This is a genomic window from Streptomyces jumonjinensis (genome assembly GCF_009600885.1).
GTDB classification, from domain to species: domain Bacteria; phylum Actinomycetota; class Actinomycetes; order Streptomycetales; family Streptomycetaceae; genus Streptomyces; species Streptomyces jumonjinensis.
In genome coordinates, this window is the sequence record NZ_VCLA01000157.1 from 1 (window position 1) to 25,318 (window position 25,318).

Sequence of the window (25,318 nt, forward strand, 5' to 3'; positions counted from 1 at the left end):
GCCCCCCACCCGGCCCCCCACCCGGCCCCCCACCCGGCCCCGCACCCGCCACCCCTCCCGGGGACCCTGGCCGACCCGGTTCCGCCGCATACGGAAGAATCGGATCCAGTAGTTCAGAACGACGGGGAGGAACCATGTCCGGATTCGTAGAAAAGCCCGAACCGCGTCAGGTGCCAGGCCTGGTGCATCTCCACACCGGCAAGGTGCGCGAGCTCTACCAGAACGAGGCGGGCGATCTCGTCATGGTCGCCAGCGACCGGGTCTCCGCCTACGACTGGGTGCTGCCCACCGAGATCCCCGACAAGGGCCGCGTCCTCACCCGGCTCTCGCTCTGGTGGTTCGACATCCTCGCGGATCTCGTCCCGAGCCATGTCCTCTCCACCGAACTGCCCGCCGGGGCCCCCGCCGACTGGGAGGGCCGCACCCTGGTCTGCAAGTCGCTGCGCATGGTCCCCGTCGAGTGCGTCGCCCGCGGCTATCTCACCGGCTCCGGTCTCGCCGAGTACGAGCAGACCCGCACGGTCTGCGGCCTCGCGCTCCCCGAGGGCCTCGTCGACGGCTCCGAGCTCCCCGCCCCGATCTTCACCCCCGCCACGAAGGCCGCGGTCGGCGACCACGACGAGAACGTCAGCTACGAGGAGGTCGCCCGCCGGATCGGCGCGGAGACCGCCGCCCTGCTGCGCCAGACCACCCTCGCCGTCTACGGCCGCGCCCGGGACATCGCCCGCGAGCGGGGCGTCATCCTCGCCGACACCAAGTTCGAGTTCGGCTTCGACGCGGACGGCGGTCTGGTCCTCGCCGACGAGGTGCTGACCCCGGACTCCTCCCGCTTCTGGCCGGCCTCCTCCTGGGAGCCGGGCCGGCCCCAGCTGTCGTACGACAAGCAGTACGTACGGGACTGGCTGACCTCGCCCGCCTCCGGCTGGGACCGCCGCAGCGAGCAGCCGCCGCCCGCCCTCCCGCCGGAGATCGTCGAGGCGACCCGGGCGAAGTATCTGGAGGCGTACGAGATGATCACCGGCCTGCCCTGGCGGTAGCCGCCGGCGGAATACGACGAAGGCCCCGGTTCCCTTGAGGGAGCCGGGGCCTTTCATCTGAGCGGACGACCAGGTTCGAACTGGCGACCTCAACCTTGGCAAGGTTGCGCTCTACCAACTGAGCTACGTCCGCATGCGCCGTTGCGCGCAGCCCACTATACCCAACCGCGCTCCCGCGCGAGACGGGCCGCCGTATGACGGTTCTCCGCGCCCAGCTTCGCGGCGGCCGACGAGAGATAGTTCCGTACGGTCCCCTGGGACAGCGAGGCCCGTTCCGCGATCTCCGCGATCGGTGCGCCGTCCGCCGCCAGATCCAGCACCTCCGCCTCCCGCGCGGTCAGCGGGGAGTCCCCGGCGGAGATCGCATCGGCGGCCAACTCCGGGTCGACATAGCGGTTTCCGGAGTGGACGGCGCGGATGATCTCGGCGAGCCGCTGGGCGCTGAGCGTCTTGGGGACAAACCCCCGCACTCCCGCTGTAAGCGCCCGCTTGAGATGCCCCGGCAGCCCATGACTGGTGACGATCATCGTTCTGCACCCGGGCAGTTCGGACCGCAGGGATGTGGCCACACTCACACCGTCCGCGCCCGGCATCTGAAGATCGAGCACCGCGACATCGGGGCGGTGGACCCGGGCCATCGCGAGCGCCTCGGTGCCGGAAGCCGCCTCGGCGACCACTTCGAGATCGTCTTCGAGCGCGAGCAGCGCCGCCAGCGCGCCACGGATCAGATGCTCGTCGTCGGCGAGCAGTATTCGTACGGTCATGCCACGCTCCTCGGACCGCGTACGGTCACACCGGCCCCCTCACCTTGCGTCCCCCGGGCCACACCCCACGATGCCACGCACACACGGGCGCTCCCGGCCCCGGCAGAGCTCCAGAGCCGGTAAGCCCCGCGCCCGCAAGCTCCCCAAGCCTCGCGCCCGCAAGCCCCGCAAGCCCCGAGCAGCCTGGCGGCTCACGCCGACTGGCACAGCGGCACCCGGGCCGTCAGGCGGAAGCGCCCCGACCGCCCGGGGCCCGCCTCCAGGACGCCGCCCACCGCGGAGAGCCGCTCCCGCAGCCCTGCGAGCCCCGAGCCCGGTTCGCCCTCCGAGGCCCCGCCGGACGCCGCCCGTACGGCCTGGGTCTGGGCCTCGGCCTCGGTCGGCGCCGAAGCCTCCCCCGCCCCGTCGTTCTCCACGACCAGCAGCACCGAGCCGTCCACATCCCCCACCGAGATGGTGCAGCGCCGGGCGTCCCCGTGCCGCAGGACATTCGTCGTGGCCTCCCGGACCACCCACCCCAGCGCCGACTGCACCTCGTCCGGCAGCAGCTCCAGCTTCCCCACCACCACGGTGCAGACGATCCCGGCCGCGCCCAGCACCCCCCGCGCGCCCTCCAGCTCCACCCGCAGATCCACCGCGCGGTATCCGCGCACCACATCCCGTACATCGCGCTGCGAATCCTGCGCGATGCGCTGCACCTCCACCATCTGATCGACGGCCTCCGCCCGGCCGCGCCGGGCCAGCTGGACCGCGAGCTCGCTCTTCAGCGCGATGACGGCGAGGTTCCGGCCCATCACATCGTGCAGATCGCGGCCGAAGCGCAGCCGCTCCTCGGCGACCGCCAGCCGGGCCTCGATGTCGCGGGCCTTCCGCAGCTCCCACATCACCGCCAGCACCCACATGGACGCCCGGCAGGTGAACGCCATCCACGAGGCCAGCAGACCCGAGCACAGCAGGGAGGAGAACGCCACGCCCTCCGCCAGCCCGGCCAGTGCCATCAACGCGTACAGCACGGCCAGCACGCTCAGCTGGGTCAGCGCGGCGACCCGGTTCCGCACCAGCAGGCTGTGGACGGTCGCGAGCGGCATCAGCCCCACGCCGAGCAGCGTCGGCAGCATCTCAAGGACGCCCTCCGACGGCTCGATGAGCGCCAGCGCCATGACGACGGCGATCGCCGCGCAGGTCACCGACACGGTCTGCCAGAGCAGCCGGCGGGACACCGCCCCCTGCCCCAGATAGGCGTCCATCGCCCGCCGGGCCAGCCGGGCGCAGAGGACGCCCTCCGCGAGGGCCAGCAGCGGTCCCGCCACGGCCAGGACCAGGGGCCCCTCACGCACCGGCTCGGCCAGCAGCATCAGCGCCAGTGTCAGGGATCCGGTCCATACGATCAGATAGACCGTGCCGCGGGTGTACAGATCCACCTTGGCCAGTCCGCTGCGCCCGCTCCAGCCCTTCACCCGCACAGCAAACTCCAGCATTCCCTCAGGTCGAACAGTCAGCGACGGGGCTCCCAGCGGAACCACCGCTGCACAGCAAACACCGAGACCAGGGTCCAGACCAAGGCGGTCAGAGCGGCGGTGGCGACATCCCCGGACGCCGCGCCGCCGAGCCAGCCGGCCCGTACCAGGATCATCGCCCCGGTCAGCGGCAGCAGTTCGCACACCGACGCCATCGCGTCCGGCATGACCTCAAGGGGTACGAAGAGGCCCGAGCCCGCGACCGAGATCAGGAACAGGGGCATGGTGGTGATCTGGGCGCTCTCCACGGTCCGGGTCACCGTCGCGGTGACCGCGGCCAGGGCCGCCATCAGCACCATCCCCACGACGACGCCGGCGATCAGCAGATCCGGCCGCTCGGGTGTGCGCAGATCCATGAACGCCACCCCGGCGACCACCAGCAGCGTGCACTGGGCGAGCGCGAGCCCGAAGGAGGGCAGCGCGGTGCCGGCGAGGATCTCGTGGTCCGGGATCTCTCCCGTACGGAGCCGCTTCAGCACCAGCTCCTCGCGCCGGGCCACATAGGCGGAGACCAGGTTGAGATGGACGACCAGGATCAGCACCATCCCGATGCCTCCGGTCAGCGATGCCTCGGCGATGCTCATCCCGGCCTTGCCCAGATCGACCCTCTCCAGGGACGACGAGGTCGCCAGCACCATGATCAAGGGCATCAGCAGTGCCACGAAGAGCGCGGTCCGGTTCCGGATCAGCAGTGTCAGCTCGGCCTGTCCGAGGCCCGCGAGCCGTCCTGCCGCCGACGTCCTGGCCGGTGTGCCGCTCATCGCCCCGCCCGCCATGGTGTTCCCCGTCATCTCGCTGCCCTTCATCGGTTCTGTCGCCCCTTACCGCTCATCGCCCGCCCGGCCGCCTGCCCGTGCACCGGCACCCGCTCCCGTCCGCCCGGCCCTGCCGCCGCCCTGTCACACACCCGCGGACTCCGCCTGCGCGATCTCCAGAAACGCCTCTTCGAGGGAGGCCGACCGCGCGTCGAGCCCCGTCAGCCGGACGCCTGTCTCCGCCGCCCACCGGAGCAGTTCCGCCAGCGAGCTCTGGAGGTCATGGGTGCGGATCGAGATCCGCTGCCCCTGGGCGGCGGCCTGGAGCGAGAGCGGCAGCCGACCGGCGGGCACCCCGTCCGGCAGGGTGAAGCGGATCCTGGCGGGCCGGGACGCCGTCACCCCGGCGGGGGTGCCGGTGGTCACGATCCGTCCCCGGTGCATGATCGCCAGCCGGTCGGCCAGGGTCTCGGCCTCCTCCAGGTAGTGCGTGGTCAGCATGACCGTGGTGCCGGTGTCGCGGAGTGAGCGCACCAAGTCCCAGGTGTCGTGCCGCCCTTCCGCGTCCAGCCCGGTCGTCGGCTCGTCCAGGAAGAGCACCTCGGGCCTGCCCAGCAGCGCCAGCGCCAGGTCCAGCCGCCGCCGCTCTCCGCCGGAGAGCTGTTTGACGCGTACGCCGGCCCGGTGGCCGAGCCCGACCAGTTCCAGCGCCTCCGCCACGGGCCGGGCCCCGCTGGTGCAGCGGGCCCACATCCGGGTGGTCTCGGCGACGGTCAGATCGGAGGGGAAGCCGCCCTCCTGGAGCATGACGCCGATACGGGGACGGACGGCGGCGCGCTCCCGGTACGGATCGTGGCCGAGCACCCGGACGGTTCCGGCGCTGGGGGCGGCGAGGCCCTCCAGCAGCTCGACGGTGGAGGTCTTGCCCGCGCCGTTGGTGCCGAGCAGGGCGAAGATCTCGCCGCGGGCCACGGAGAGGGAGATCCCGCTCACCGCCTCGAAGCCGCCCGCGTACTTCCGCCGCAGGTCATCCACCGTGATCACGTACTGGTCTGTGGTCATGGCTCCAGCATTCCGCCGCCCGGGGAGCGGGAGCAGTGCGCGCTGTCACCGGCCCCGATGACAAATGTCATGAGAATTTGTCGAGAACCTGACAACATTCAAGCGAGAGGGAGAGCCGGGAAAGGAAAAAGACCCCGGTTCCTATCGGAGACCGGGGCCTTTCATCTGAGCGGACGACCAGGTTCGAACTGGCGACCTCAACCTTGGCAAGGTTGCGCTCTACCAACTGAGCTACGTCCGCATTGCCGCCGCTCAGCTCTCACTGGGCGGTGCGTGCACCACTCTACCTGATCCACAAGAGTGGTCGGTAAAGCGATGAGAGCGGGTGACAGGAATCGCACACTGCGCCTTCCCCCTGGAAGGGGGATGTTCTACTACTGAACTACACCCGCACGCTGCTGAGGTGGGGCCTTTCGGCCTTGCCCCTCGGCGTGATCCAAACTCTAGCCGACGGTGGGGGGTGCTGCGCAACTTGAGATCGACTCCGGTGTCCCGACGGTGTCCCGACGGCGTCCCGACAGTGTTCCGCAGGCGGTCCGCCGATGCTCCGAGGGCCGCGGCGGCGGGCGTCCGGGGACGCCCGCCGGGCTCAACTCGCCTTGCGGAAGGCTTCGTACACCGCCTTGGGGATGCGTCCCCGGGACGGCACGTCCATCTTGTTGGAGAGCGCCCAGGCCCGTACGGCGGACGGCGCGGGCTCCAGCGCGGTGTGCGTGTACCCGGCCCGCGGCGGCTTGCGGCGGCCCGCGGCGCTCTGCTTCCGGCCGGCCGCCAGATACGGGGCCAGCGCCCTGCGCAGCTTCTTGGCGTTGGCGGGATTGAGGTCGATTTCATACGACTTCCCGTCCAGGCCGAACCTGACCGTCTCCGCCGCTGCTCCGCCGTCGATGTCGTCGAAGAGCGTGACCACTACTCGCTGAGCCACGGATATCGGTCCTTTCCCGCGGCATCCCGCACAGTCGCTGGTTCAGACATGCGGCGATACCGTCATTCCGGCTGTCGAGGGTTAAAGTCCTGCGTTCTCTGTATTCCTTTGTACAGCCAGTGGCAGCGCATTGTGAAGCCCAAGCCAATTGTTTGCGCGTGTCCGATCAATGATGTGCCCGATACTGGCCGGATATTCTCCACGATTTTTGCCGCCGGTTACCCCCGTTCGATGTGCTGCCCGATACCCAGGGGGTTACCGGGGCGGATACCGGGGCATGCGCAGGGGTGTTCCCGCTCGTGGGCACTCTTGATGATGCTCTTGTGAGCGCGTGAAATCCAGCCATATCTACGCGAGTAGATTTTCTGGCCGGGTACGCTGGGCGAACCGCCCTCGCAACACATCACCGGGAGTGCCCGTGGCACGCGTCGTAGTCGACGTCATGCTCAAGCCCGAGATCCTCGACCCGCAGGGACAAGCGGTGCAGCGCGCACTGCCCCGCCTCGGATTCGATGGCATCGCGGACGTCCGTCAGGGAAAGCGCTTCGAACTGGAGGTGGAGGGGCCGGTCGACGACGCCGCCCTCGCCCGCATCCATGAGATGGCCGAAACGTTCCTCGCCAACACCGTCATCGAGGACTTCGTCGTAAAGGTGGAGTCGTGACCACTCGTATTGGAGTCGTCACTTTCCCCGGCACACTCGATGACCGCGACAGTCTGCGGGCCGTACGGCTCGCCGGTGCCGAGCCCGTATCGCTCTGGCACCGCGACAAGGACCTCAAGCAGGTCGACGCGGTGGTCCTCGCCGGAGGCTTCTCCTACGGCGACTATCTCCGCGCCGGAGCCATTTCCCGGTTCTCGCCGGTGATGGAGACGGTCATCGACCAGGCCAGAGCGGGCCTGCCGGTTCTCGGCATCTGCAATGGCTTCCAGATCCTCACGGAGTCGCATCTGCTGCCTGGTGCGATGCTCCGCAACAACCATCTCCACTTCATCTGCCGCGATCAGAAGCTGCGGGTGGAGAACGCGGAGACCGCCTGGACCGCCGATTACGAGACGGGTCAGGAAATCTCCGTACCGCTGAAGAACATCGACGGCCGTTATGTCGCCGATGAGCGGGTTCTGGATGAGCTGGAGGCAGAAGGCAGGGTCGCCTTCCGCTATCTCGACGGCAATCCGAACGGCTCGCTCCGGGACATCGCCGGCATCACCAACGCCGAGGGCAATGTCGTCGGCCTGATGCCGCACCCGGAGCACGCCGTCGAGCCACTGATCGGCACCGGCCGCACCGACGGTCTCGCCTTCTTCACCTCCGTCATCAAGAAGCTGGTCACTGCATGAGCCTCGATACGGTCAAGCACGCCGCCGATACGCCCGACACCGGCCAGCCCTGGGCCGAACTCGGCCTCAAGGAGGACGAGTACGCGCGGATCCGCGAGATCCTCGGCCGCCGTCCCACCGGCGCCGAGCTGGCGATGTACTCGGTCATGTGGTCCGAGCACTGCTCCTACAAGTCCAGCAAGGTCCACCTCCGCCAGTTCGGCGAGAAGGTCCCCGAGAACGACGCGATGCTCGTCGGCATCGGCGAGAACGCGGGCGTCGTGGACGTCGGCCAGGGGTACGCGGTCACCTTCAAGGTCGAGTCGCACAACCACCCCTCGTACATCGAGCCCTACCAGGGCGCGGCCACCGGCATCGGCGGCATCGTCCGCGACATCCTCGCCATGGGCGCGCGCCCGGTCGCCGTGGTCGACCCGCTGCGCTTCGGCGCGGCCGACCACCCCGACACCCGGCGGGTGCTGCCCGGCGTGGTCGCCGGCATCGGCGGCTACGGCAACTGCCTGGGCCTGCCGAACATCGGCGGCGAGGTCGTCTTCGACCCCTGCTACCAGGGCAACCCGCTGGTCAACGCGGGCTGCATCGGCGTCATGAAGCACGAGGACATCCATCTCGCGCAGGCGTCGGGGCTCGGCAACAAGGTCATCCTCTACGGCGCCCGCACCGGCGGCGACGGCATCGGCGGCGTCTCCGTGCTGGCCTCCGAGACCTTCGACGAGACCGGCCCGGCCAAGCGCCCGGCGGTCCAGGTCGGCGACCCGTTCCAGGAGAAGCTGCTCATCGAGTGCACCCTGGAGATCTTCCGCGAGAAGCTGGTCGCGGGCATCCAGGACCTCGGCGGCGCGGGCCTCTCCTGCGCCACCTCCGAGCTGGCGAGCGCCGGTTCGGGCGGGATGCGCGTCGATCTGGACACCGTGCCGCTGCGCGACGCGACCCTCTCGCCCGAGGAGATCCTCATGAGCGAGTCGCAGGAACGCATGTGCGCGATCGTCGAGCCGGAGAAGGTCGGCCGCTTCCTGGAGATCTGCGAGAAGTGGGACGTCATCGCCACCGTGATCGGCGAGGTCACCGAGGGCGAGCGGCTGGAGATCTTCTGGCACGGCGAGCAGATCGTGGACGTACCGCCGCGCACCGTCGCCCATGAGGGCCCGGTGTACGAGCGTCCCTACGCCCGCCCCGAGTGGCAGGACGCCCTCCAGGCCGACGACGCGGGCAAGCTGCCCCGCCCGGAGAGCTCCGCCGAGCTGCGCGAGCAGGTCCTGAAGCTGGTGGCCTCGCCCAACCAGGCGTCGAAGGCGTGGATCACCGATCAGTACGACCGGTTCGTCCAGGGCAACACCGTGCTGGCGATGCCCGAGGACGCGGGCATGGTCCGCATCGACGAGAAGACCAACCTCGGCGTGGCCATGGCGACCGACGGCAACGGCCGGTACGCCAAGCTCGACCCGTACGCCGGCGCTCAGCTCGCGCTGGCGGAGTCGTACCGCAATGTCGCCGCCTCCGGGGCCCGGCCGCTCGCGATCTCCAACTGCCTCAACTTCGGCTCCCCCGAGGACCCGGACGTGATGTGGCAGTTCGCCGAGGCCACCCGAGGGCTCGCGGACGGCTGCTTCGCGCTCGGCACCCCGGTGACCGGCGGCAATGTCTCGCTCTACAACCAGACCGGCGACGTCGCCATCCACCCGACGCCGGTGGTCGCGGTCCTCGGCGTGATCGACGACGTCACCCGCCGCACCCCGATCGCCTTCGCCGAGGAGGGGCAGCTGCTCTATCTCCTCGGCGACACCCGCGAGGAGTTCGGCGGCTCGGCCTGGTCCCAGGTGGTCCACGACCATCTCGGCGGGCTGCCGCCGGCCGTCGATCTGGACCGGGAGAAGCTGCTCGGCGAGATCCTGATCGCCGCCTCGCGCGACGGAATGATCGACGCCGCGCACGATCTGTCGGACGGCGGTCTGATCCAGGCCGTGGTCGAGTCCTGTCTGCGCGGCGGCAAGGGCGCGCGGCTGATCGTCCCGGACGGTCTCGACGCGTTCACCTTCCTCTTCAGCGAGTCCGCCGGCCGTGCGGTCGTCTCCGTGCCTCGGAGTGAAGAGCTCCGTTTCACCGACATGTGCGGCGCACGCGGACTGCCCGCGACCCGTATCGGCGTCGTGGACGGCGAAGAGGTCGAGCTCCAGGGCGAGTTCAGCCTTCCGCTGGGCGAGCTGAGCACCGCGCACGAGGGGACCATCCCCGCGCTGCTCGTCTGACCCCTGTTCCGTACGAGCCCCCGCGCCGCTCACCGGCGCGGGGGCTCGGCCGTTCTCTCCTTGTACGTCATTACGTCATTACATATATTCGTCTCATGGAGTGGGAAGAGCGGGTCGCGGAGCTGGAACGCCGTGTCGCCGCGCTGGAGCAGCGCCCCGAGCCGGTCACCGGCCTCGGCGAAGGAGATCTGTGGGCCCTGGAGGGCCTCAGGAGCCAACTCGCCGACGCGGGCGCCGAGGACGGCGGAGTGCTGTTCACGGGGACGGTGCGGTTGCCGACCCAGGAGCGGTACGAATGGCAGTACGGCCAGGTCACCGGCGCGCTGCTCGACAGCGACTGGACCGAGGCGGCCGACTCCTTCGCCGCGCTGGGCAGCGCCGTACGGCTGCGGCTGCTGCGCGAGATCCTCGGCGGCTGCCGCACGGCCGCCGAGCTCACCGGGCTGGAGGGGCTGGGCACCAGCGGGCAGATCTATCACCATCTGCGCCAGCTGACCGCCACCGGCTGGCTGCGCAGCGCGGACCGGGGCCGCTACGAGGTGCCCGCGCCCCGGGTGGTGCCGCTGCTCGTCGTCCTGACGGCCGCCCGCGCCTGACGCCTGCCCGGGACATCCGGCCCACGTGGGCTCCGCGCCATGAACCACAGGGGGAGAACCGCCATGTCCGCACGGACCCGTAAAACGCTGATGGTCGTCAACCGCACCCTCTGGATCGTCTTCCTGATCCTGGCGGCCGTCAGCTTCCCCGTCGAACTCCCCATCGGCTTCCTGTGGATCCTGCTGCTGGGCGTCAGCGCGATGGCCTTCGGCATCGTGCTGAACCGCGCGCTCGGAAAGGACCACGACCGGGCGCGGCAGCCGGCCGCCGTCGAGGTCGACCCCCCGGTCGCCGGCCGCTGGACCGCCCTCAACAGCCCCGCCGACAAGGTCCCCAGCCACGGTACCCACGGCTACGGACAGAGCTACGCGATCGACATCACCGCCGAGCCGTCGCCCGAGCCGTCCCCTGAGCCGTCCCCCGGGGCGTCCCCCGAACCGTCCCCCGGGGCGGAAGGAACCGTTCCCGGCCGCCCCGGCTTCGCCTGGCTCTGGCCCCTGGTCCGCCGCCCCGGCGCCTACCCCGCCTTCGGCACGCCCCTCTACGCGGTCGCGGACGCCACCGTCGTCCACGCCTCCGGCGGCCAGCGCGACCATCTGAGCCGCAGCTCGCTGCCGATGGTGCTCTATCTGCTGCTCATCGAGGCCGCGGCACGCGATATGGCGGGCCCCGCCCGGGTCTTCGGCAACCGGATCGTGCTCGACCTCGGCGACGGCGTCTACGCCGCGTACGCCCATGTGCAGCGCGGCTCCCTCGCCGTCCGCGAGGGAGAGCGGGTCCGGGCGGGACAGCTGCTCGCCCGCTGCGGGAACTCCGGCAAATCCACCGAGCCGCATCTCCACTTCCAGCTGATGGACAGCCCCGACCTGGACGCCGCACGCGGGATCCCCTTCCGCTGGCGGGGCGTCGGAGTCCCGGCGAACGGCGGGATCTTCGATGCCGAAGAGCCCGCGCCGCAGACCGCGGCCGACTAGTCTCGGACCCATGCCACCGGTCAGCAAGCGCGTCCGCACCTATGACTCCGCCAAGACCCGTACCGCCGTTCTCGCCCAGTTCACGGCGGTACGGACGGCGGTCGACACCCTCACGCCCGAGCAGCTCGCCCTGCCGACCCGGCTCGGCGAGTGGACCGTACGCGACCTGAGCGCGCATCTCTCCATGGTGCTCGGCATGCTCCTGCGCCATCTGGACCGGCCCGCGCCGCGGGAGGCGGAAATCGCCCTGCTGGACTGGCCGTTCTCGACGGCCGACGCGGCGACGGCGGTGGACGAGGCCACCCGTGGGCTCGCCGCCGAGGCCGACCCCGGCGAGCTGTTCGCCCGGGTCGCCGAGCGGATCGGGCCGGAGCTGGCGAAGACCCCCGGCGACCGCCCGGTGCCCACCCGGTCCGGGCCCCTGCGGCTGGACGACTTCATGGTCACCCGGTGCGTCGAACTGATCGTCCACACCGACGACCTCAATGACGCGACCGGTCTGGACATCCCGTACGACCGGCAGGCGCTCGCCGCCTGCACCCGGATGCTCGCCGACGCGCTGGCGGTCAAGGCCCCGGGCGGCGCGGTGGAGGTGCGGATCCCGCCGTACGCCGTGGTGCAGTGCGTCGAAGGCCCCCGGCACACCCGCGGCACCCCGCCCAATGTGGTGGAGACCGACCCGCTGACCTGGATACGGCTGGCCACCGGACGGACCGGCTGGGCCGAGGCGCTCGACGCGGCGAAGGTCAGCGCCAGCGGCGAACGGGCGGACCTCGCCCCGCTGCTCCCGATCCTGAGCTGAGCCCCGCCCGTCCCTGGGGGCCCGATCCTGAGCTGAGCCCCGCCCACCCCTGGGGGCCCGATCCTGAGCCGCGCCCCCGGGGAACCGGAAACGCCTTCCCCCCGTCCCAGGGGCATGCGTCGTAACCAGCTGAGCGTTTCCGTCATCGCACTCGCCCTGCTCACGCTCGCCGCCTGTGGCTCCCAGAAGGACGCCGGGCCGGCCTCCGTCTCCGACGACCGCGGCGTAGCGGCCGCCGATCTCCCCCTGACCGGCGTCCGCTGGGCGGTCGAGACCGTCACCGTCGACGGCCGGACATCCCCTGCTCCGACCGGCACGCATATCGAACTCACCGAGGGTGGCCGGGTCGAGGGCGGCTTCGGCTGCAACCTGTTCAGAGCCGAGACCGAGCTCAAGGGCGACACCCTCACCGTCGGCGCCAAGCAGATGACCAAGAAGTCCTGCTCCAAGCCCGAGATGGACTTCGAGAGGACCGCGTACTCCGCTTTCAGCGGTTCCCTCAAGGCCGAACTCGCCGGCCGGAAGCTCACCCTGACCGCCGCGAAGGGCGCCGAGATCGCGCTGAGCTCCGAGCCCGCCGCGCCGCTGACCGGCACCAAGTGGACGGTGAACTCCCTGATGGACGGGGACACATCCACCTCGCTGCCCGCGGGTACCGAGAACAGCGCCCATCTGACCTTCGCCAAGGACGGCACCGTACGCGGCAGCCTCGGCTGCAACACCTTCACCGCCACCGCGAAGGTCTCCGGGGAGAAGATCACCCTGGGGCGGCTCGCCAGCACCCGCAGGATGTGCACGGGCACACTCCAGCAGGTGGAGGCCCATCTGACCAAGGTGCTCGACGGAAAGGCGAGCTTCCGGCTGCTGAACCGAGGGCTCACCCTCACCGGCCCGGACGATCAGGGCGTCGTCGCCACGGCCGAGCGGACGCCGGCCGGGAGCCCGACGCCGGATTCGGCCGGACAGCGGTGATCCCGACGCCAATCCCGGCACTGATCCCCGCACCGATTCCGACCGGACAGCAGCGATCCCGACGCCGTATTCCGGCTGAAAAGCGGTGATACCGGCACCGGATTCGGCCGGGCAACGACAGCCCCGAAGCCGATGACCGAAAACCGCCCACCGGTGACCGAGTGCCGGAGACCGGGGCCCCGGCACCGGAAAGTCCCCCGGTCTCTCGGTGACCGCGCCGTCACCGAGAGACCGGACCCCTCCCGAATGGAGATTGGACCCCTCCCGAATTCGGACCAGTGGTCGATCTCGCCTACACTCGGTGCCGTGCCACGTGGTGACGGTCGACTCAATCACGATCTGCTCCCCGGCGAGAAAGGCCCCCAGGACGCTTGCGGCGTCTTCGGTGTCTGGGCTCCGGGCGAAGAGGTCGCAAAACTGACGTACTTCGGGCTCTACGCCCTCCAGCATCGAGGCCAGGAATCCGCGGGAATCGCCGTAAGCAACGGCTCGCAGATCCTCGTCTTCAAGGACATGGGGCTGGTCTCACAAGTCTTCGATGAGACATCCCTCGGCTCTCTGCGCGGACACATCGCGGTCGGACACGCCCGGTACTCAACCACCGGCGCCTCCGTCTGGGAGAACGCGCAGCCGACATTCCGGGCGACAGCCCATGGCTCCATCGCCCTCGGGCACAACGGAAATCTGGTCAACACGGCCCAGCTCGCCGAGCTGGTCGCCGCCCTTCCACGCCAGGACGGCCGCGCCACCCAGGTAGCGGCCACCAACGACACCGACCTCGTCCCCGCCCTGCTCGCGGGCCAGGTGGACGACGCCGGCAAGCCGCTGACCATCGAGGACGCGGCAGCCCGGATTCTCCCCGAGGTCCGTGGCGCGTTCTCGCTGGTCTTCATGGACGAGAGCACGCTCTACGCGGCCCGGGACCCCCAGGGCATCCGCCCGCTGGGCCTCGGCCGGCTCGACCGGGGCTGGGTGGTGGCCAGCGAGTCCGCCGCCCTCGACATCTGCGGTGCGACCTACGTCCGCGAGATCGAGCCGGGCGAGCTGATCGCCATCGACGAGAACGGCCTCCGCACCTCGCGATTCGCAGAAGCGAAGCCCAAGGGCTGTGTCTTCGAGTATGTCTATCTCGCCCGTCCGGACACCGACATCGCCGGCCGGAACGTCTATCTCTCCCGGGTGGAGATGGGCCGGAAATTGGCCAAAGAAGCTCCGGCCGAAGCCGACCTGGTGATAGCGACGCCGGAGTCCGGAACCCCGGCCGCCATCGGCTACGCCGAGGCGAGCGGCATCCCCTACGGCTCCGGCCTGGTGAAGAACGCCTATGTCGGGCGCACCTTCATCCAGCCCTCCCAGACCATCCGTCAGCTGGGCATCCGCCTCAAGCTCAACCCCCTCAAGGAAGTCATCCGGGGGAAGCGGCTGGTCGTCGTGGACGACTCCATCGTCCGCGGCAACACCCAGCGCGCCCTGGTGCGGATGCTCCGCGAGGCCGGCGCGGCCGAGGTCCATATTCGGATCTCGTCCCCGCCCGTGAAGTGGCCCTGCTTCTTCGGCATCGACTTCGCCACCCGCGCCGAGCTGATCGCCAACGGAATGACGATCGATGAGATCGGCGCATCCCTGGGGGCCGACTCCCTCTCCTACATCTCCATCGACGGCATGATCGAGGCGACCGCCATCGCCAAGCCGAATCTCTGCCGCGCCTGCTTCGACGGCGAGTACCCGATGGAGCTTCCCGATCCCGAGCTGCTCGGCAAGCAGCTGCTCGAAACCGAGCTGGCGGGAGGAGCGGACGCGGCCGACGCGCTCCGCCGCCCGTAGGTCACGCCGTGATCCACAGCGCAGTGCTCCATGGCGTGTGCCCGTAGCCAGGGCCCCGCAGCAACGACACGAAAGTCCTCTTTGTCATGACAGCTGAGTCTTTTGAACGTGCTCCGCACGCGGATAGCGCTGCCAGCTACGCGGGCGCGGGCGTCGACATCGAAGCCGGTGACCGGGCCGTCGAGCTGATGAAGGAGTGGGTGCGGAAGACCCGGCGTCCCGAGGTCCTCGGCGGCCTCGGCGGCTTCGCCGGACTCTTCGACGCCTCCGCCCTCAAGCGCTATGAGCGCCCGCTGCTCGCCTCCGCCACCGACGGCGTGGGCACCAAGGTCTATCTCGCCCGCAGGCTCGGCGTGTACGACACCATCGGCCACGACCTCGTCGGCATGGTCGTCGACGACATCGTGGTCTGCGGCGCCGAACCGCTCTTCATGACCGACTACATCTGCGTCGGCAAGGTCCACCCCGAGCGGGTCGCCGCCATCGTCAAGGGCATCGCCGAGGGCTGTGTGCTCGCCGGCTGCGCGCTGGTCGGCGGCGAGACCGCCGAGCACCCGGGGCTGCTCGGCGAGGACGACTTCGACGTCGCGGGCGCGGGCACGGGCGTGGTCGAGGCCGACCGGCTGCTGGGCCCGGATCGTATCCGTACGGGGGACACCGTCATCGCGATGGCGTCCTCCGGCCTTCACTCGAACGGGTACTCGCTGGTACGCCACGTTCTGCTCGACCGGGCCGGAATGGCGCTGGAGGCCCATGTGGAGGAGTTCAGCCGGACTCTCGGCGAGGAACTCCTCGAACCCACCAAGATCTACTCACTGGACTGTCTGGCGCTCACCAGGACGGCCGAGGTGCATGCCTTCAGCCATGTCACCGGCGGCGGTCTTGCCAACAACCTCGCGCGTGTGGTTCCGGACGGGCTGCACGCCGTGGTGGACCGTTCGACCTGGACCCCGGGACCGGTCTTCGACCTGGTCGGGAAGGCGGGCCGGGTCGAGCGCCTCGAACTGGAGAAGACCCTGAACATGGGCGTGGGCATGATCGCGATCGTGCCCGAGGCGTCGGCGGACGTGGCGCTCACCCTGCTGGCGGACCGGGGCGTGGACGCCTGGGTCGCCGGCGAGATCACCGAGCGTGGCGATCACACCACGGGCGCCGCGCTGACCGGCGAGTACGCGAGCTGATCACAAGCCGGAACGGATGGGCCCGGCCGGTCATCGGCCGCCGGGCCCATCCGTCCGCCGCTCCCTGAGCCGCGCACAGCGCGGACGAACCGGGGCGACCGGAAACAATCCGGAACGATCAAGAGCAGCACGGAAGCGATCAAGAACAGCACAGAACCCGGTCCGGATGATCCGGACCGGGTCGGTGGTCGGTCTCGACGTCAAGCGCCGCGGCGATGGGACGACGGATCGGACTCATCGTCCTCGTCCTCGTCGTCGTTGTACATCTCCGCGTACCGTGCGTACGGGTCGTCTTCCTCGTCGTCGTCGGCCTCGAACGGCTCCGGATTCGGAGGCGGACTCGAAGTCGAAGCGCCCAGCTCACTGGCCAGACGCGACAGGTCAGTCCCGCCGCTGTTGTACTTCAGCTGGCGGGCGACCTTTGTCTGCTTGGCCTTGGCCCGGCCGCGCCCCATGGCTCGACCCCCTCGGTGACGGGGCTCGACGGCCCCAGAGTCTTGACACGCGTTCATGAGTCGGAACGGACTCCCCGTGGGGAGACCGGCCCGTAGGGCTTCAACGGTACCTGCTTCCGCAGCCATACGGTACGCCGCCCGCATGACGTGCCACTTCGCAGAACCCGCGAGGAGCCCCGTCCTCGCTGGTCAACTGCGATATTAACCTCTTCTTGGCGGTCGACCCGCCGACCGGGGTGAGTCTTGTCTCCCGATAACGGCGGGCCGGGGCCCCGGCGGGCGTCAGCGGATACGGGCCTCCGCCATGCGCTGCTCGGCGATCCGGTCCGCCGCCACGGCGGGCGGAACACCGTCCTTCTTCGCACGTGCGAATATTTCCAGCGTGGTGTCGTAGATCTTCGCGGCCTTGGCCTTGCACCGGTCGAAGTCGAAGCCGTGCAGCTCGTCGGCGACCTGGATCACTCCGCCCGCGTTCACCACGTAATCGGGTGCGTAGAGGATGGAGCGGTCGGCCAGGTCCTTCTCGACGCCCGGATGGGCCAGCTGGTTGTTGGCCGCGCCGCAGACCGCGCGCGCGGTGAGCACCGGCACGGTGTGATCGTCGAGCGCTCCGCCGAGCGCGCAGGGGGCGTAGACGTCCAGGCCCTCGGTCCGGATCAGCGCCGCCGTGTCGGGGACCGCCGTGACCTCGGGGTGCCGGTCCAGCACACGGCGTACGGACTCCTCGCGGACATCCGTGATCACGACCCGGGCGCCGTCCTCCAGCAGATGCGTCACCAGGTGATGGCCGACCTTGCCCACGCCCGCCACGCCGACCGTGCGCCCGCTGAGGGTGGGCGCGTCCCAGAGCTGCTCGGCGCAGGCGCGCATGCCCTGGAAGACGCCGTACGCGGTCAGTACGGAGGAGTCGCCCGCGCCGCCGTGCTCGGGGGAGCGGCCGGTGGCCCAGCGGGTCTCCCGGGCCACGACGTCCATATCGGCCACATAGGTGCCGACGTCGCAGGCGGTGACGTACCGGCCGCCGAGGGAGTCCACGAAGCGGCCGTAGGCCAGCAGCAGTTCCTCGGACTTCAGCGTTTCGGGATCGCCGATGATCACGGCCTTCCCGCCGCCGTGCCCGAGGCCGGCCAGGGCGTTCTTGTACGACATCCCGCGGGCGAGGTTCAGCGCGTCCGCGAGCGCCTCGGCCTCGGAGGCGTACGGATAGAAGCGGGTGCCGCCGAGCGCGGGCCCCAGGGCGGTGGAGTGGATGGCGATGACGGCCTTCAGGCCGGAGGCGCGGTCCTGGCAGAGCACGACTTGCTCATGACCCCCCTGTTCCGATTGGAACAGGGTGTGCAGGACGCCGTCGGTCAGATCGGTCACGGTGGTGACTCCCAAGTACGAAGCGGCGGGTGAGGGACCATCCTGTGGGTGGGGAAGGTCCGGCTGGGGATGAGAGTAAGTCCTTCTGTTGTCCGGACAGGGCGCAGTGCCCAGGATCACCCCCATGGCGGAGTACGGGCGTGGAAGGGTTTACGGCATGCCGGCTGTGTCATCCGTTCTTGTTCCTTACGCGGCTTATCTCAGGGTCTATGAGCCGCTGGCGGCTTTTCGCCCGCCCGAACGGGAGCACTGGGCCCGTTACGTCCGGCGCGGGCGCACTCCGACGGCCCAGGATGAATTGCGGCGCTCATTGGCCGATTTGCTGCCCACCCCGCCTGTTCCGGTGCCGGTTCACGAGAGCGCCGACGCGTTCGTGGCGGAGGTGGACGGGGTCGTCTGCGTCTGTCCCTGGCGGACCCGGCTGCGGGGCTGGCTGGCCCTGGAGGAGCTCTCCGGGCAGCTTCCGGCTCCGCTGCTGGACGCGGTGCTGCCGCCCGTCGTGCGGGGGCAGGCGGCGGCGGACTGGGAGCGGTGGCGCGAGCGCCATCCGGATGCCCGGCCCTGGATCAGGACCGCGGTCTGGCAGGTGCCGGTCCGCTGGTTCGTGCTCTTCGCGGACGAGGAGCGCGAGTACGGGCCCGCCGGGGACTCGGCCGCCGTGCTGCGGTACCGCACTCCGATGGTCGAGGCCCGCCGCCGGATCGCCCGGGCGCTGAAGGCGCTGCGGGAGTCGGCGGACTCGGGGCTGCTGAGCGAGGGCCTCGTGGATGTTGGGAAATGGCTGGAAGAGTTCCATCCGCGCTCGCTGGTGGAGCTGGATTACGGGGGTCTGGTGCACGCTCTCACCGGCCCGCAGCTCGCCGGCGATCACTCCGCGGCCGATGTCGCGGCCGGGATCGCCGCACTTCGGGAGGGGGACGGCGAGTCGGCGGGGGAGGCTTATGCCCGGCTTGTGGAGCGTTGGCGGCGGGTGAGGGACCTTCAATTCGCAAACTGAGCGATTGTGTGGATGATTGAGGCCTTCCGTCCGGGCCCTAGGTCCCGATCCGGGCCTTTGCCCTCAAGCGTGATGGACTGCACTAACTGGGCCCTTGCGTCCATCACCTACCCTCGTGTCAAAATAGGACAAGGAGTCCGGGGAGGGTTCCGTCCGTCCAACTAAGGGCGGAATGCTCGGCATTGCGCTCTATGGGGGGTCTGATGACTCCTGATCGCTCTGTGACTGATCGTCACTGTGAGGTGACTGTCCGCTATGGCATGGTCCATCGGCGTTCAGCCGCTGATGAACACCTCAGAGGGCAATTCCGTCGGTTTGGCCGACGTGGCTGGACAGATGGTGTAGTTGTAGTGCCGAGGACAAGCCGTTCGTCCTATAACCGACTCGGCCTGCGTCTGCCATTTCGGGCAACGTGGGTCAAGGTGCAGAATTTAGAGGAAAGAACCGAGATGGTTCGGTTCTCCCGAGGAGGCCGCTCATGACCGCTCGCACCCCTGATGCCGAGCCGCTGCTGACCCCGGCTGAGGTTGCCACGATGTTCCGCGTGGACCCGAAGACGGTCACCCGCTGGGCGAAGGCAGGCAAGCTCACGTCGATTCGTACGCTCGGCGGGCATCGCCGTTACCGCGAGGCAGAAGTACGCGCACTGCTCGTCGGTATCCCGCAGCAGCGCAGCGAGGCCTGAGAGCCCTGCTGCACGGGCATGTCCGGGACCCCCATCCCGGTGCCGCCCACCCATAGCTCCATCTGACGGATGTCTGCCCCAACAGACCCCTGTCATCGATCGCGCTGGACTCCGCCGGGTCCAGCGCGATTTTTCATGCCCCGGCGGGGGTCGGGGCCGCTCCCCGGGCGCCTGCGCGCGGTCCGGGGGGAGGTGTGCACGGCGGGCAGAGGGGGCGCTCAAAGGGTGGTGCAATTGCACATATTAAATTGATTGGTTGTAGGCAGGCGTTAAGCACCAGGGTTCTAAAAACCTATACGGTGACACCCGTCACACCATGCAAGCCTTGCCAATGTCGAGCGTGTCACTTCGGGGGTCCGGAGGGACCGGCCCGAAGTCACTCTCCGCCAGGACCTTTGTCATGGGGAGCCGGGGCGCCGGGCGCTGGGACGCCGGGATCGGGGCCCTCCCCGGAGGCGGGGTCCGCCTCGGAGGGCTCCATGGCCAGCCGCAGCAGCCGATGGCAGATGGGGCAGTGCCGGGTGAGGTGCCGATAGCCGGCCGCAGCCGCCAGATGGGCCCTCAGCAGCGCTCTGGTCTCGTGTCGTCTCGCAGTGGCCGCCGCCATGCACGTCACCTCCGCCTGTGGTGTGTGCCGGCCCGTGTGGACCGTGTGGAGCCTTAAGGAGTGGTTACCGGCGACGGGAGGGGTCGTCAAGACGCCGGTGAACTATCCCCGGGCGATGGGGCGGCGGCCCCGGGGCCGCAGGAGCGCCGGAGGCGGGCGTCCGTACGGGTCTCCGGGCCTCCAAGGGCCGTCTGAGCCGCCGAGGCGGGCCTGCGGGGCTTCCCGCGCCCGGCTGCCGCCCAGACGGTCCGGACGGTCCGGACGGTCCGGACGCAGACACGACGAAGGCCCGTGTCTGCGTGAGACACGGGCCTTCAACTGCGGTCCTGACGGGATTTGAACCCGCGGCCTCCACCTTGACAGGGTGGCGAGCACTCCAAACTGCTCCACAGGACCAGGTTTCGCAGTCCGATTGGTGCGTTGGGCTGCGAGAAGAGACTCTACAGCAGGGTTGCCCCGGCGGTCGAACTCACTCTGGGCGATGGCTTCATCACGACCCTGGCGCGCTGATCGTCACAGCACATCCGGGCCGACCGTCACGGCGCCAGCGCGTCGATCGCCTTCACGATCCGCTTGTCGGAGACCGGGTACGCCGTGCCCAGCGCATGCGCGAAGTAGCTCACCCGCAGCTCCTGGATCATCCACCGCACCTCCAGCACCTCCGAGGGAACGGGCCGGCCCCTGGGCAGCTGCTCCAGCAGCCAGGCGTACTCGTCCTGCATCTCGTGCACCTTCTCCATGCGCGTGGTGTCGCGCTGCACGGAGGTCGGCATCTGCTGGAGCCTGCGGTCCACGGCCACCAGATAGCGCATCAGATCCGGCAGCCGCCGCAGCCCGGTCGCGGTGACGAAGCCCGCGGGCATCAGGGCCGCCAGCTGCTGCCGTACGTCCTGGACATTGTTGATCAGCACCGGGCTGTTCGTCGCCTTCAGACGGCGCTCACAGGCCTGCCAGGCGGCCAGGATCTGCTGCACCTGGCCGACCGTCCGCACCGTGGTGTCCACCAGGTCCGCGCGGACCGAGTCATACAGCTTCCGGTACGACTCCTCGTCCCACGCGGGCCCCCCGTGGTCCGCGATCAGCTTGTCCGCTGCGGCCGTGGCGCAGTCGTCGAACAGCGCCTGGACGGAGCCGTGCGGATTGCCGGAGAGCGCCAGCTTCTGCTGATTGCTGAGCTTGTCCGAGGCGAACTTCGCCGGGTTCACCGGGATGTTCAGCAGGATCAGCCTCCGCGTCCCCCGCCACATCGCCTGCCGCTGCTCGGCCTCGGTGTCGAAGAGCCGTACGGAGACGGTCTCGCCCGCGTCCACCAGCGCCGGGTACGCCTTGACCGGCTGGCCCGCCCGCCGGGTCTCGAAGAGCTTCGTCAGCGGCCCTATGGTCCAGTCCGTGAGCCCCGAGCGCTCGATCGACTCTCCCGACTGCCCCGTGGTGGCCGCGGCGGCCCTGGAGAGGGCCTGACGGGCCTTGGGGCGCAGCTTCAGCTTCAGCGCCTCCAGATCCTTGTCCTCGGCGAGCTTGCGCCGTCTCTCGTCGACGATCCGGAAAGTGATCTTCAGGTGATCCGGGACCTTCGGCAGATCGAAGTCCTCCGCCGACACCGGCACCCCGACCATCGACTGGAGCTCGCGCGCCAGCGTGACCGGCAGCGGCTCCTGCAACGGAACCGCGCGGTCCAGGAACGCCCTCGCGTAGTCGGGCGCGGGCACGTAGTGGCGGCGGACCGGCTTCGGCAGGGAGCGGATCAGCTCGATGACGACCTCTTCGCGCAGCCCCGGGATCTGCCAGTCGAAGCCCTCGTCCGTGACCTGGTTGAGCACCTGGAGCGGGATGTGGACGGTCACTCCGTCGGCGTCCGCGCCTGGCTCGAATTGATAGGTCACCCGGAAGCTGAGCCGGCCCTGTCGCCAGGTGTCCGGGTAGTCGGCCTTGGTGACCGCTCCGGCCTTCTCGTTGATGAGCATCTCGCGCTCGAAGTCGAGCAGCTCGGGCTCCTCCTGGCGCTTCTGCTTCCACCAGGAGTCGAAGTGCGCGCCCGATACGACGTGCTCGGGCACCCGCCGGTCGTAGAAGTCGTAGAGCGTCTCGTCGTCCACCAGGATGTCGCGGCGGCGGGCCCGGTTCTCCAGCTCCTCGACTTCGATGAGGAGCTTGCGGTTGTCCGCGAAGAATTGGTGATGGGTGCGCCAGTCGCCCTCGACCAGGGCGTTGCGGATGAAAAGATCGCGTGAGATCTCCGGGTCGATCCGCCCGTAGTTCACCTTGCGCTGGGCGACGATCGGCACGCCGTACAGCGTGACCTTCTCGTACGCCATCACCGCCGCCTGGTCCTTCTCCCAGTGCGGCTCGCTGTAGGTGCGTTTGAGCAGATGCTGGGCGAGCGGTTCGACCCACTCCGGCTCGATCTTCGCGTTGACCCGGGCCCAGAGCCGCGAGGTCTCCACCAGCTCGGCGGACATCAGCAGCCGGGGCGGTTTCTTGAAGAGCGCCGAGCCCGGGAAGACCGCGAATTTCGCTCCGCGCGCGCCCAGGTACTCGTTCTTGGCCTCGGTGTCCTTCATGCCGATGTGGGAGAGCAGCCCCGACAGCAGCGAGACATGGACGCTGGACTCGGGCGCGTCCTCGTCGTTGACATGGATGCCCAGGGACTTGGCGACCTGGCGCAGCTGGGTGTAGATGTCCTGCCACTCACGGATCCGCAGGAAGTTCAGATATTCCTGTTTGCACATCCGGCGGAAACTGGCGGAGCCGCGTTCCTTCTGCTGCTCGCGGACGTAGCGCCAGAGATTGAGGAAGGCGAGGAAGTCGGAGGTCTCGTCCTTGAAGCGGGCGTGCTGCTGATCGGCCTGGGTCTGCTTCTCGGCCGGCCGCTCGCGCGGGTCCTGGATGGAGAGCGCGGCGGCGATCACCATGACCTCGCGGACGCAGCCGTTCTTGTCGGCCTCGATGACCATACGGGCCAGCCGGGGGTCCACCGGCAGCTGCGCGAGCTTGCGCCCCAGCGGGGTGAGCTTCTTGCGGGGGTCCTTCTGCGCCGGGTCGAAGGCGCCCAGCTCCTGGAGGAGCTGTACGCCGTCGCGGATGTTGCGGTGGTCCGGCGGGTCGATGAAGGGGAACTTCGCGATGTCGCCCAGCCCGGCCGCCGTCATCTGGAGGATGACCGACGCCAGATTGGTGCGGAGGATCTCGGCGTCCGTGAACTCGGGACGGGACTCGAAGTCGTCCTCGGAGTAGAGCCGGATGCAGATGCCGTCGGAGGTACGGCCGCAGCGGCCCTTGCGCTGATTGGCGCTGGCCTGGCTGACCGGCTCGATCGGCAGCCGCTGGACCTTGGTGCGATGGCTGTAGCGGGAGATCCGGGCGGTGCCCGGGTCGATGACGTACTTGATCCCCGGGACGGTCAGCGAGGTCTCGGCCACATTGGTGGCGAGCACGACCCGGCGGCCGGTGTGCGGCTGGAAGACGCGGTGCTGCTCGGCGTGGGAGAGCCGCGCGTACAGCGGCAGGACCTCGGTGGCGGGCCCATGGGCCCCGCCGGCGCGGGCGAACTGCTTGGTGAGCGCGTCCGCCGTGTCGCGGATCTCGCGCTCGCCGGAGAGGAAGACCAGGACGTCGCCCCTGCTCTCGCGCTGGAGCTCGGTCACGGCGTCGCAGATCGCGGTGATCTGGTCGCGGTCGCCGTCCTCGCCGTCCTCTTCGAGGAGCGGGCGGTAGCGGACCTCGACCGGATAGGTGCGACCGCTGACCTCGACGATGGGCGCGTCGCCGAAATGGCGGGAGAAGCGCTCGGGGTCGATGGTCGCGGAGGTGATGACGACCTTGAGATCGGGCCGCTTGGGCAGCAGCTGGGCGAGATAGCCGAGCAGGAAGTCGATGTTGAGCGACCGCTCATGGGCCTCGTCGATGATGATCGTGTCGTAGGCGCGCAGCTCGCGGTCGGTCTGGATCTCGGCGAGCAGGATGCCGTCCGTCATCAGCTTCACCAGGGTGTCGCCGCCGACCTGGTCGGTGAAGCGGACCTTCCAGCCGACGGCCTCGCCGAGCGGGGTGTCCAGCTCGTGCGCGACCCGCTCGGCGACCGTGCGGGCCGCGAGCCGCCGCGGCTGCGTATGGCCGATCATCCCGCGGACGCCCCGGCCCAGCTCCAGACAGATCTTGGGGATCTGGGTCGTCTTGCCCGACCCGGTCTCACCCGCGACGATCACGACCTGGTGGTCGCGTATCGCCTCCAGGATCTCGTCCTTCTTCTGGCTGACCGGCAGCTGCGCCGGATAGTCGATCTCCGGTACGCGCCCGGCACGCCGGGCGACGCGCTCGGCGGACTGCCCGGCGTCGGCGGCGATCTCGTCCAGCACGGCCTGCCGCGCTTCGGGCTTTCGGATGCGGCGTGCGCCTTCGAGCCGACGGCCCAGCCGGTGGGCGTCACGCAGCGACGCCCCGGCCAGCAGCTTCTGAAGGTCGGCGAGGGAAGTAGACATACGGTCCCCAGGATCGCACCCCCGTCGAAGCACTGGCGAACGCATTTCGCCCACGCGCTGGTGCAGTATGGAGACGATCACTCGGCCGTCCCCGGCCGGTCCGGTCCCCTCCCGGGAAGGAACAGCGCGTCCATGCCCCTGCGCCGCGACCTCAGGAGCCGGCTGCCGGTGTCCGTGTCCGTGCTGCTGGCGCTGGTCATCGCGCTGCTGTCGACGTTCTGTCCGCCGTCGTACGGGGAGCCGGCGGGCCCGTTGCCGCTGGCGGCCTCCCAGTCCCCGGCGTCCGGCTGCGGCGGGGCGGAGGAGGACCGGGGCGCGCATCCCTCGCCCCCGCCGCGCGGCGCGCTCTCGTACGAGCTGCCGCCGGTTCCGTACGACACCCACGGCGGTCTCGATCCGCTGTGCGGGGCCACGGTGCCCGGGGTGGTCCCGGACCGGGGTCCGCCGCCGCTGGACCCGCCGACTCCGGTGGATCTGTCCATCCTGCGCGTCTAGGCCGACCGGTGCCGGCCCCTGCCCTCGCGTGCCCGCTTTGTCGCGTTGGTCCGACGGGCTGCCGGTCCTCAGTGGTCCGCCCGGCCTGACCCCGGCCAGGGTCGCCGCCCGGCTCCACGCGGCGCGGGCCCCGGTCCGACTGCCGCCCGGCCGCCGCCCGGCCCTGAGCCGGACGGGTGGCCGCGCGGCTTCCGCCCGGCCGTGCACCGGGCCCGCGGGCATCCATCCGGCCGTGCACC

General features: G+C 69.8%; 23 protein-coding genes and 4 tRNA genes. 14 read left to right on the top strand and 13 right to left on the bottom strand.

All coding sequences use genetic code 11. The features are described 5' to 3' along the window. Nucleotides 1-134 precede the first annotated feature (134 nt). Nucleotides 135-1,037, top strand: coding sequence for a phosphoribosylaminoimidazolesuccinocarboxamide synthase (locus FF041_RS21465; RefSeq protein WP_153524307.1), 903 nt, complete (start codon nt 135-137; stop codon nt 1,035-1,037). Between the two features lie 60 nt (nt 1,038-1,097). On the opposite strand, the gene FF041_RS21470 is transcribed toward FF041_RS21465, so the two are convergent. The 8 genes from FF041_RS21470 to FF041_RS21505 form a co-directional block, all read right to left on the bottom strand. After that, nucleotides 1,098-1,170 (bottom strand) — tRNA-Gly (locus FF041_RS21470). 22 nt (nt 1,171-1,192) lie between these two features. Further along, nucleotides 1,193-1,801: a response regulator transcription factor gene (locus FF041_RS21475; RefSeq protein WP_153524308.1), complete on the bottom strand. Its 609-nt coding sequence runs from the start codon at nt 1,799-1,801 to the stop codon at nt 1,193-1,195. Nucleotides 1,802-1,992: 191 nt separating this feature from the next. After that, nucleotides 1,993-3,279: a sensor histidine kinase gene (locus FF041_RS21480; protein ID WP_153524309.1), complete on the bottom strand. Its 1,287-nt coding sequence runs from the start codon at nt 3,277-3,279 to the stop codon at nt 1,993-1,995. 17 nt (nt 3,280-3,296) lie between these two features. Continuing rightward, nucleotides 3,297-4,109 (bottom strand): ABC transporter permease, encoded by an 813-nt coding sequence (locus FF041_RS21485; protein ID WP_153524438.1) that lies wholly within the window; start codon nt 4,107-4,109, stop codon nt 3,297-3,299. A 108-nt stretch (nt 4,110-4,217) separates the two neighbouring features. Further along, the gene (locus FF041_RS21490; protein WP_153524310.1) at nt 4,218-5,135 is read right to left on the bottom strand and encodes an ABC transporter ATP-binding protein; all 918 of its coding nucleotides are present in this window, start codon (nt 5,133-5,135) and stop codon (nt 4,218-4,220) included. Between the two features lie 168 nt (nt 5,136-5,303). Next, a tRNA-Gly gene (locus tag FF041_RS21495) sits at nt 5,304-5,376 on the bottom strand. 79 nt (nt 5,377-5,455) lie between these two features. Continuing rightward, a tRNA-Gly gene (locus FF041_RS21500) sits at nt 5,456-5,527 on the bottom strand. Between the two features lie 197 nt (nt 5,528-5,724). Continuing rightward, nucleotides 5,725-6,060 carry a histone-like nucleoid-structuring protein Lsr2 gene (locus FF041_RS21505; RefSeq protein WP_323372138.1) on the bottom strand — a complete coding sequence of 112 codons (336 nt, stop codon included), beginning with the start codon at nt 6,058-6,060 and terminating at the stop codon, nt 5,725-5,727. A 418-nt stretch (nt 6,061-6,478) separates the two neighbouring features. On the opposite strand from FF041_RS21505, the gene purS reads away from it, so the two are divergent. The 9 genes from purS to purM all read left to right on the top strand — a co-directional run bounded on the left by purS (nt 6,479) and on the right by purM (nt 15,997). Next, nucleotides 6,479-6,724 carry a phosphoribosylformylglycinamidine synthase subunit PurS gene (gene purS / locus FF041_RS21510; protein WP_215092426.1) on the top strand — a complete coding sequence of 82 codons (246 nt, stop codon included), beginning with the start codon at nt 6,479-6,481 and terminating at the stop codon, nt 6,722-6,724. Then, nucleotides 6,721-7,401: a phosphoribosylformylglycinamidine synthase subunit PurQ gene (purQ, locus tag FF041_RS21515; RefSeq protein WP_323372139.1), complete on the top strand. Its 681-nt coding sequence runs from the start codon at nt 6,721-6,723 to the stop codon at nt 7,399-7,401. Before purS ends, purQ begins: the two co-directional genes overlap by 4 nt. Next, a complete protein-coding gene (gene purL, locus FF041_RS21520) occupies nt 7,398-9,647 on the top strand; it encodes a phosphoribosylformylglycinamidine synthase subunit PurL (protein ID WP_153524311.1) in 2,250 nt (749 codons plus the stop codon). Before purQ ends, purL begins: the two co-directional genes overlap by 4 nt. Nucleotides 9,648-9,742: 95 nt before the next feature. Beyond that, entirely contained in the window at nt 9,743-10,243 is a 501-nt protein-coding gene (locus FF041_RS21525) for an ArsR/SmtB family transcription factor (protein WP_153524312.1), read from the top strand. A 63-nt stretch (nt 10,244-10,306) separates the two neighbouring features. Then, a complete protein-coding gene (locus FF041_RS21530) occupies nt 10,307-11,218 on the top strand; it encodes a M23 family metallopeptidase (RefSeq protein ID WP_153524313.1) in 912 nt (303 codons plus the stop codon). A 10-nt stretch (nt 11,219-11,228) separates the two neighbouring features. After that, nucleotides 11,229-12,020: a maleylpyruvate isomerase family mycothiol-dependent enzyme gene (locus FF041_RS21535; RefSeq protein ID WP_153524314.1), complete on the top strand. Its 792-nt coding sequence runs from the start codon at nt 11,229-11,231 to the stop codon at nt 12,018-12,020. 114 nt (nt 12,021-12,134) lie between these two features. After that, a complete protein-coding gene (locus tag FF041_RS21540; protein WP_153524315.1) occupies nt 12,135-12,992 on the top strand; it encodes an META domain-containing protein in 858 nt (285 codons plus the stop codon). A gap of 306 nt (nt 12,993-13,298) precedes the next feature. Beyond that, nucleotides 13,299-14,816 (top strand): amidophosphoribosyltransferase, encoded by a 1,518-nt coding sequence (gene purF, locus FF041_RS21545; RefSeq protein WP_323392352.1) that lies wholly within the window; start codon nt 13,299-13,301, stop codon nt 14,814-14,816. Between the two features lie 86 nt (nt 14,817-14,902). Continuing rightward, entirely contained in the window at nt 14,903-15,997 is a 1,095-nt protein-coding gene (gene purM / locus FF041_RS21550) for a phosphoribosylformylglycinamidine cyclo-ligase (protein WP_153524317.1), read from the top strand. 200 nt (nt 15,998-16,197) lie between these two features. On the opposite strand, the gene FF041_RS21555 is transcribed toward purM, so the two are convergent. Both FF041_RS21555 and FF041_RS21560 read right to left on the bottom strand, forming a co-directional pair. After that, on the bottom strand, nt 16,198-16,452 hold the full coding sequence (locus tag FF041_RS21555; RefSeq protein ID WP_153485729.1) for a DUF3073 domain-containing protein: 255 nt from the start codon (nt 16,450-16,452) through the stop codon (nt 16,198-16,200). Nucleotides 16,453-16,734: 282 nt separating this feature from the next. Next, nucleotides 16,735-17,832, bottom strand: coding sequence for a Leu/Phe/Val dehydrogenase (locus tag FF041_RS21560; protein WP_153524318.1), 1,098 nt, complete (start codon nt 17,830-17,832; stop codon nt 16,735-16,737). A gap of 142 nt (nt 17,833-17,974) precedes the next feature. Between FF041_RS21560 and FF041_RS21565 the strand changes: the two genes are divergently transcribed. Further along, a complete protein-coding gene (locus FF041_RS21565; RefSeq protein ID WP_153524319.1) occupies nt 17,975-18,814 on the top strand; it encodes a hypothetical protein in 840 nt (279 codons plus the stop codon). Nucleotides 18,815-19,292: 478 nt separating this feature from the next. Then, nucleotides 19,293-19,499 carry a developmental transcriptional regulator BldC gene (bldC, locus tag FF041_RS21570; RefSeq protein WP_153524320.1) on the top strand — a complete coding sequence of 69 codons (207 nt, stop codon included), beginning with the start codon at nt 19,293-19,295 and terminating at the stop codon, nt 19,497-19,499. Between the two features lie 376 nt (nt 19,500-19,875). Here the strand turns inward: bldC and FF041_RS21575 are convergent, their stop codons facing one another. From FF041_RS21575 to hrpA, 3 genes are all read right to left on the bottom strand, one after another. Beyond that, nucleotides 19,876-20,106 carry a DUF6274 family protein gene (locus tag FF041_RS21575; protein WP_153524321.1) on the bottom strand — a complete coding sequence of 77 codons (231 nt, stop codon included), beginning with the start codon at nt 20,104-20,106 and terminating at the stop codon, nt 19,876-19,878. A gap of 321 nt (nt 20,107-20,427) precedes the next feature. Beyond that, nucleotides 20,428-20,502, bottom strand: a tRNA-Asp gene (locus FF041_RS21580). 140 nt (nt 20,503-20,642) lie between these two features. Next, complete coding sequence (hrpA, locus tag FF041_RS21585) at nt 20,643-24,584, bottom strand: ATP-dependent RNA helicase HrpA (protein ID WP_153524322.1); 3,942 nt, start codon at nt 24,582-24,584, stop codon at nt 20,643-20,645. Between the two features lie 132 nt (nt 24,585-24,716). Between hrpA and FF041_RS21590 the strand changes: the two genes are divergently transcribed. Continuing rightward, entirely contained in the window at nt 24,717-25,079 is a 363-nt protein-coding gene (locus FF041_RS21590) for a hypothetical protein (RefSeq protein WP_153485733.1), read from the top strand. Nucleotides 25,080-25,116: 37 nt separating this feature from the next. Further along, nucleotides 25,117-25,318: hypothetical protein (locus FF041_RS39195; protein WP_228388485.1), on the top strand; the 202-nt coding region annotated here is incomplete at its 3' end.

What these genes read in the sequence shown, in the direction of transcription:
- FF041_RS21465 (WP_153524307.1), top strand. Translation starts at nt 135, where the DNA reads ATGTCCGGATTCGTAGAAAAGCCCGAACCGCGTCAGGTGCCAGGCCTG.
- FF041_RS21475 (WP_153524308.1), bottom strand. Translation starts at nt 1,801, where the DNA reads ATGACCGTACGAATACTGCTCGCCGACGACGAGCATCTGATCCGTGGC.
- FF041_RS21480 (WP_153524309.1), bottom strand. Translation starts at nt 3,279, where the DNA reads ATGCTGGAGTTTGCTGTGCGGGTGAAGGGCTGGAGCGGGCGCAGCGGA.
- FF041_RS21485 (WP_153524438.1), bottom strand. Translation starts at nt 4,109, where the DNA reads ATGACGGGGAACACCATGGCGGGCGGGGCGATGAGCGGCACACCGGCC.
- FF041_RS21490 (WP_153524310.1), bottom strand. Translation starts at nt 5,135, where the DNA reads ATGACCACAGACCAGTACGTGATCACGGTGGATGACCTGCGGCGGAAG.
- purL (WP_153524311.1), top strand. Translation starts at nt 7,398, where the DNA reads ATGAGCCTCGATACGGTCAAGCACGCCGCCGATACGCCCGACACCGGC.
- FF041_RS21525 (WP_153524312.1), top strand. Translation starts at nt 9,743, where the DNA reads ATGGAGTGGGAAGAGCGGGTCGCGGAGCTGGAACGCCGTGTCGCCGCG.
- FF041_RS21530 (WP_153524313.1), top strand. Translation starts at nt 10,307, where the DNA reads ATGTCCGCACGGACCCGTAAAACGCTGATGGTCGTCAACCGCACCCTC.
- FF041_RS21535 (WP_153524314.1), top strand. Translation starts at nt 11,229, where the DNA reads ATGCCACCGGTCAGCAAGCGCGTCCGCACCTATGACTCCGCCAAGACC.
- FF041_RS21540 (WP_153524315.1), top strand. Translation starts at nt 12,135, where the DNA reads ATGCGTCGTAACCAGCTGAGCGTTTCCGTCATCGCACTCGCCCTGCTC.
- purM (WP_153524317.1), top strand. Translation starts at nt 14,903, where the DNA reads ATGACAGCTGAGTCTTTTGAACGTGCTCCGCACGCGGATAGCGCTGCC.
- FF041_RS21555 (WP_153485729.1), bottom strand. Translation starts at nt 16,452, where the DNA reads ATGGGGCGCGGCCGGGCCAAGGCCAAGCAGACAAAGGTCGCCCGCCAG.
- FF041_RS21565 (WP_153524319.1), top strand. Translation starts at nt 17,975, where the DNA reads ATGCCGGCTGTGTCATCCGTTCTTGTTCCTTACGCGGCTTATCTCAGG.
- bldC (WP_153524320.1), top strand. Translation starts at nt 19,293, where the DNA reads ATGACCGCTCGCACCCCTGATGCCGAGCCGCTGCTGACCCCGGCTGAG.
- FF041_RS21575 (WP_153524321.1), bottom strand. Translation starts at nt 20,106, where the DNA reads ATGGCGGCGGCCACTGCGAGACGACACGAGACCAGAGCGCTGCTGAGG.
- hrpA (WP_153524322.1), bottom strand. Translation starts at nt 24,584, where the DNA reads ATGTCTACTTCCCTCGCCGACCTTCAGAAGCTGCTGGCCGGGGCGTCG.
- FF041_RS21590 (WP_153485733.1), top strand. Translation starts at nt 24,717, where the DNA reads ATGCCCCTGCGCCGCGACCTCAGGAGCCGGCTGCCGGTGTCCGTGTCC.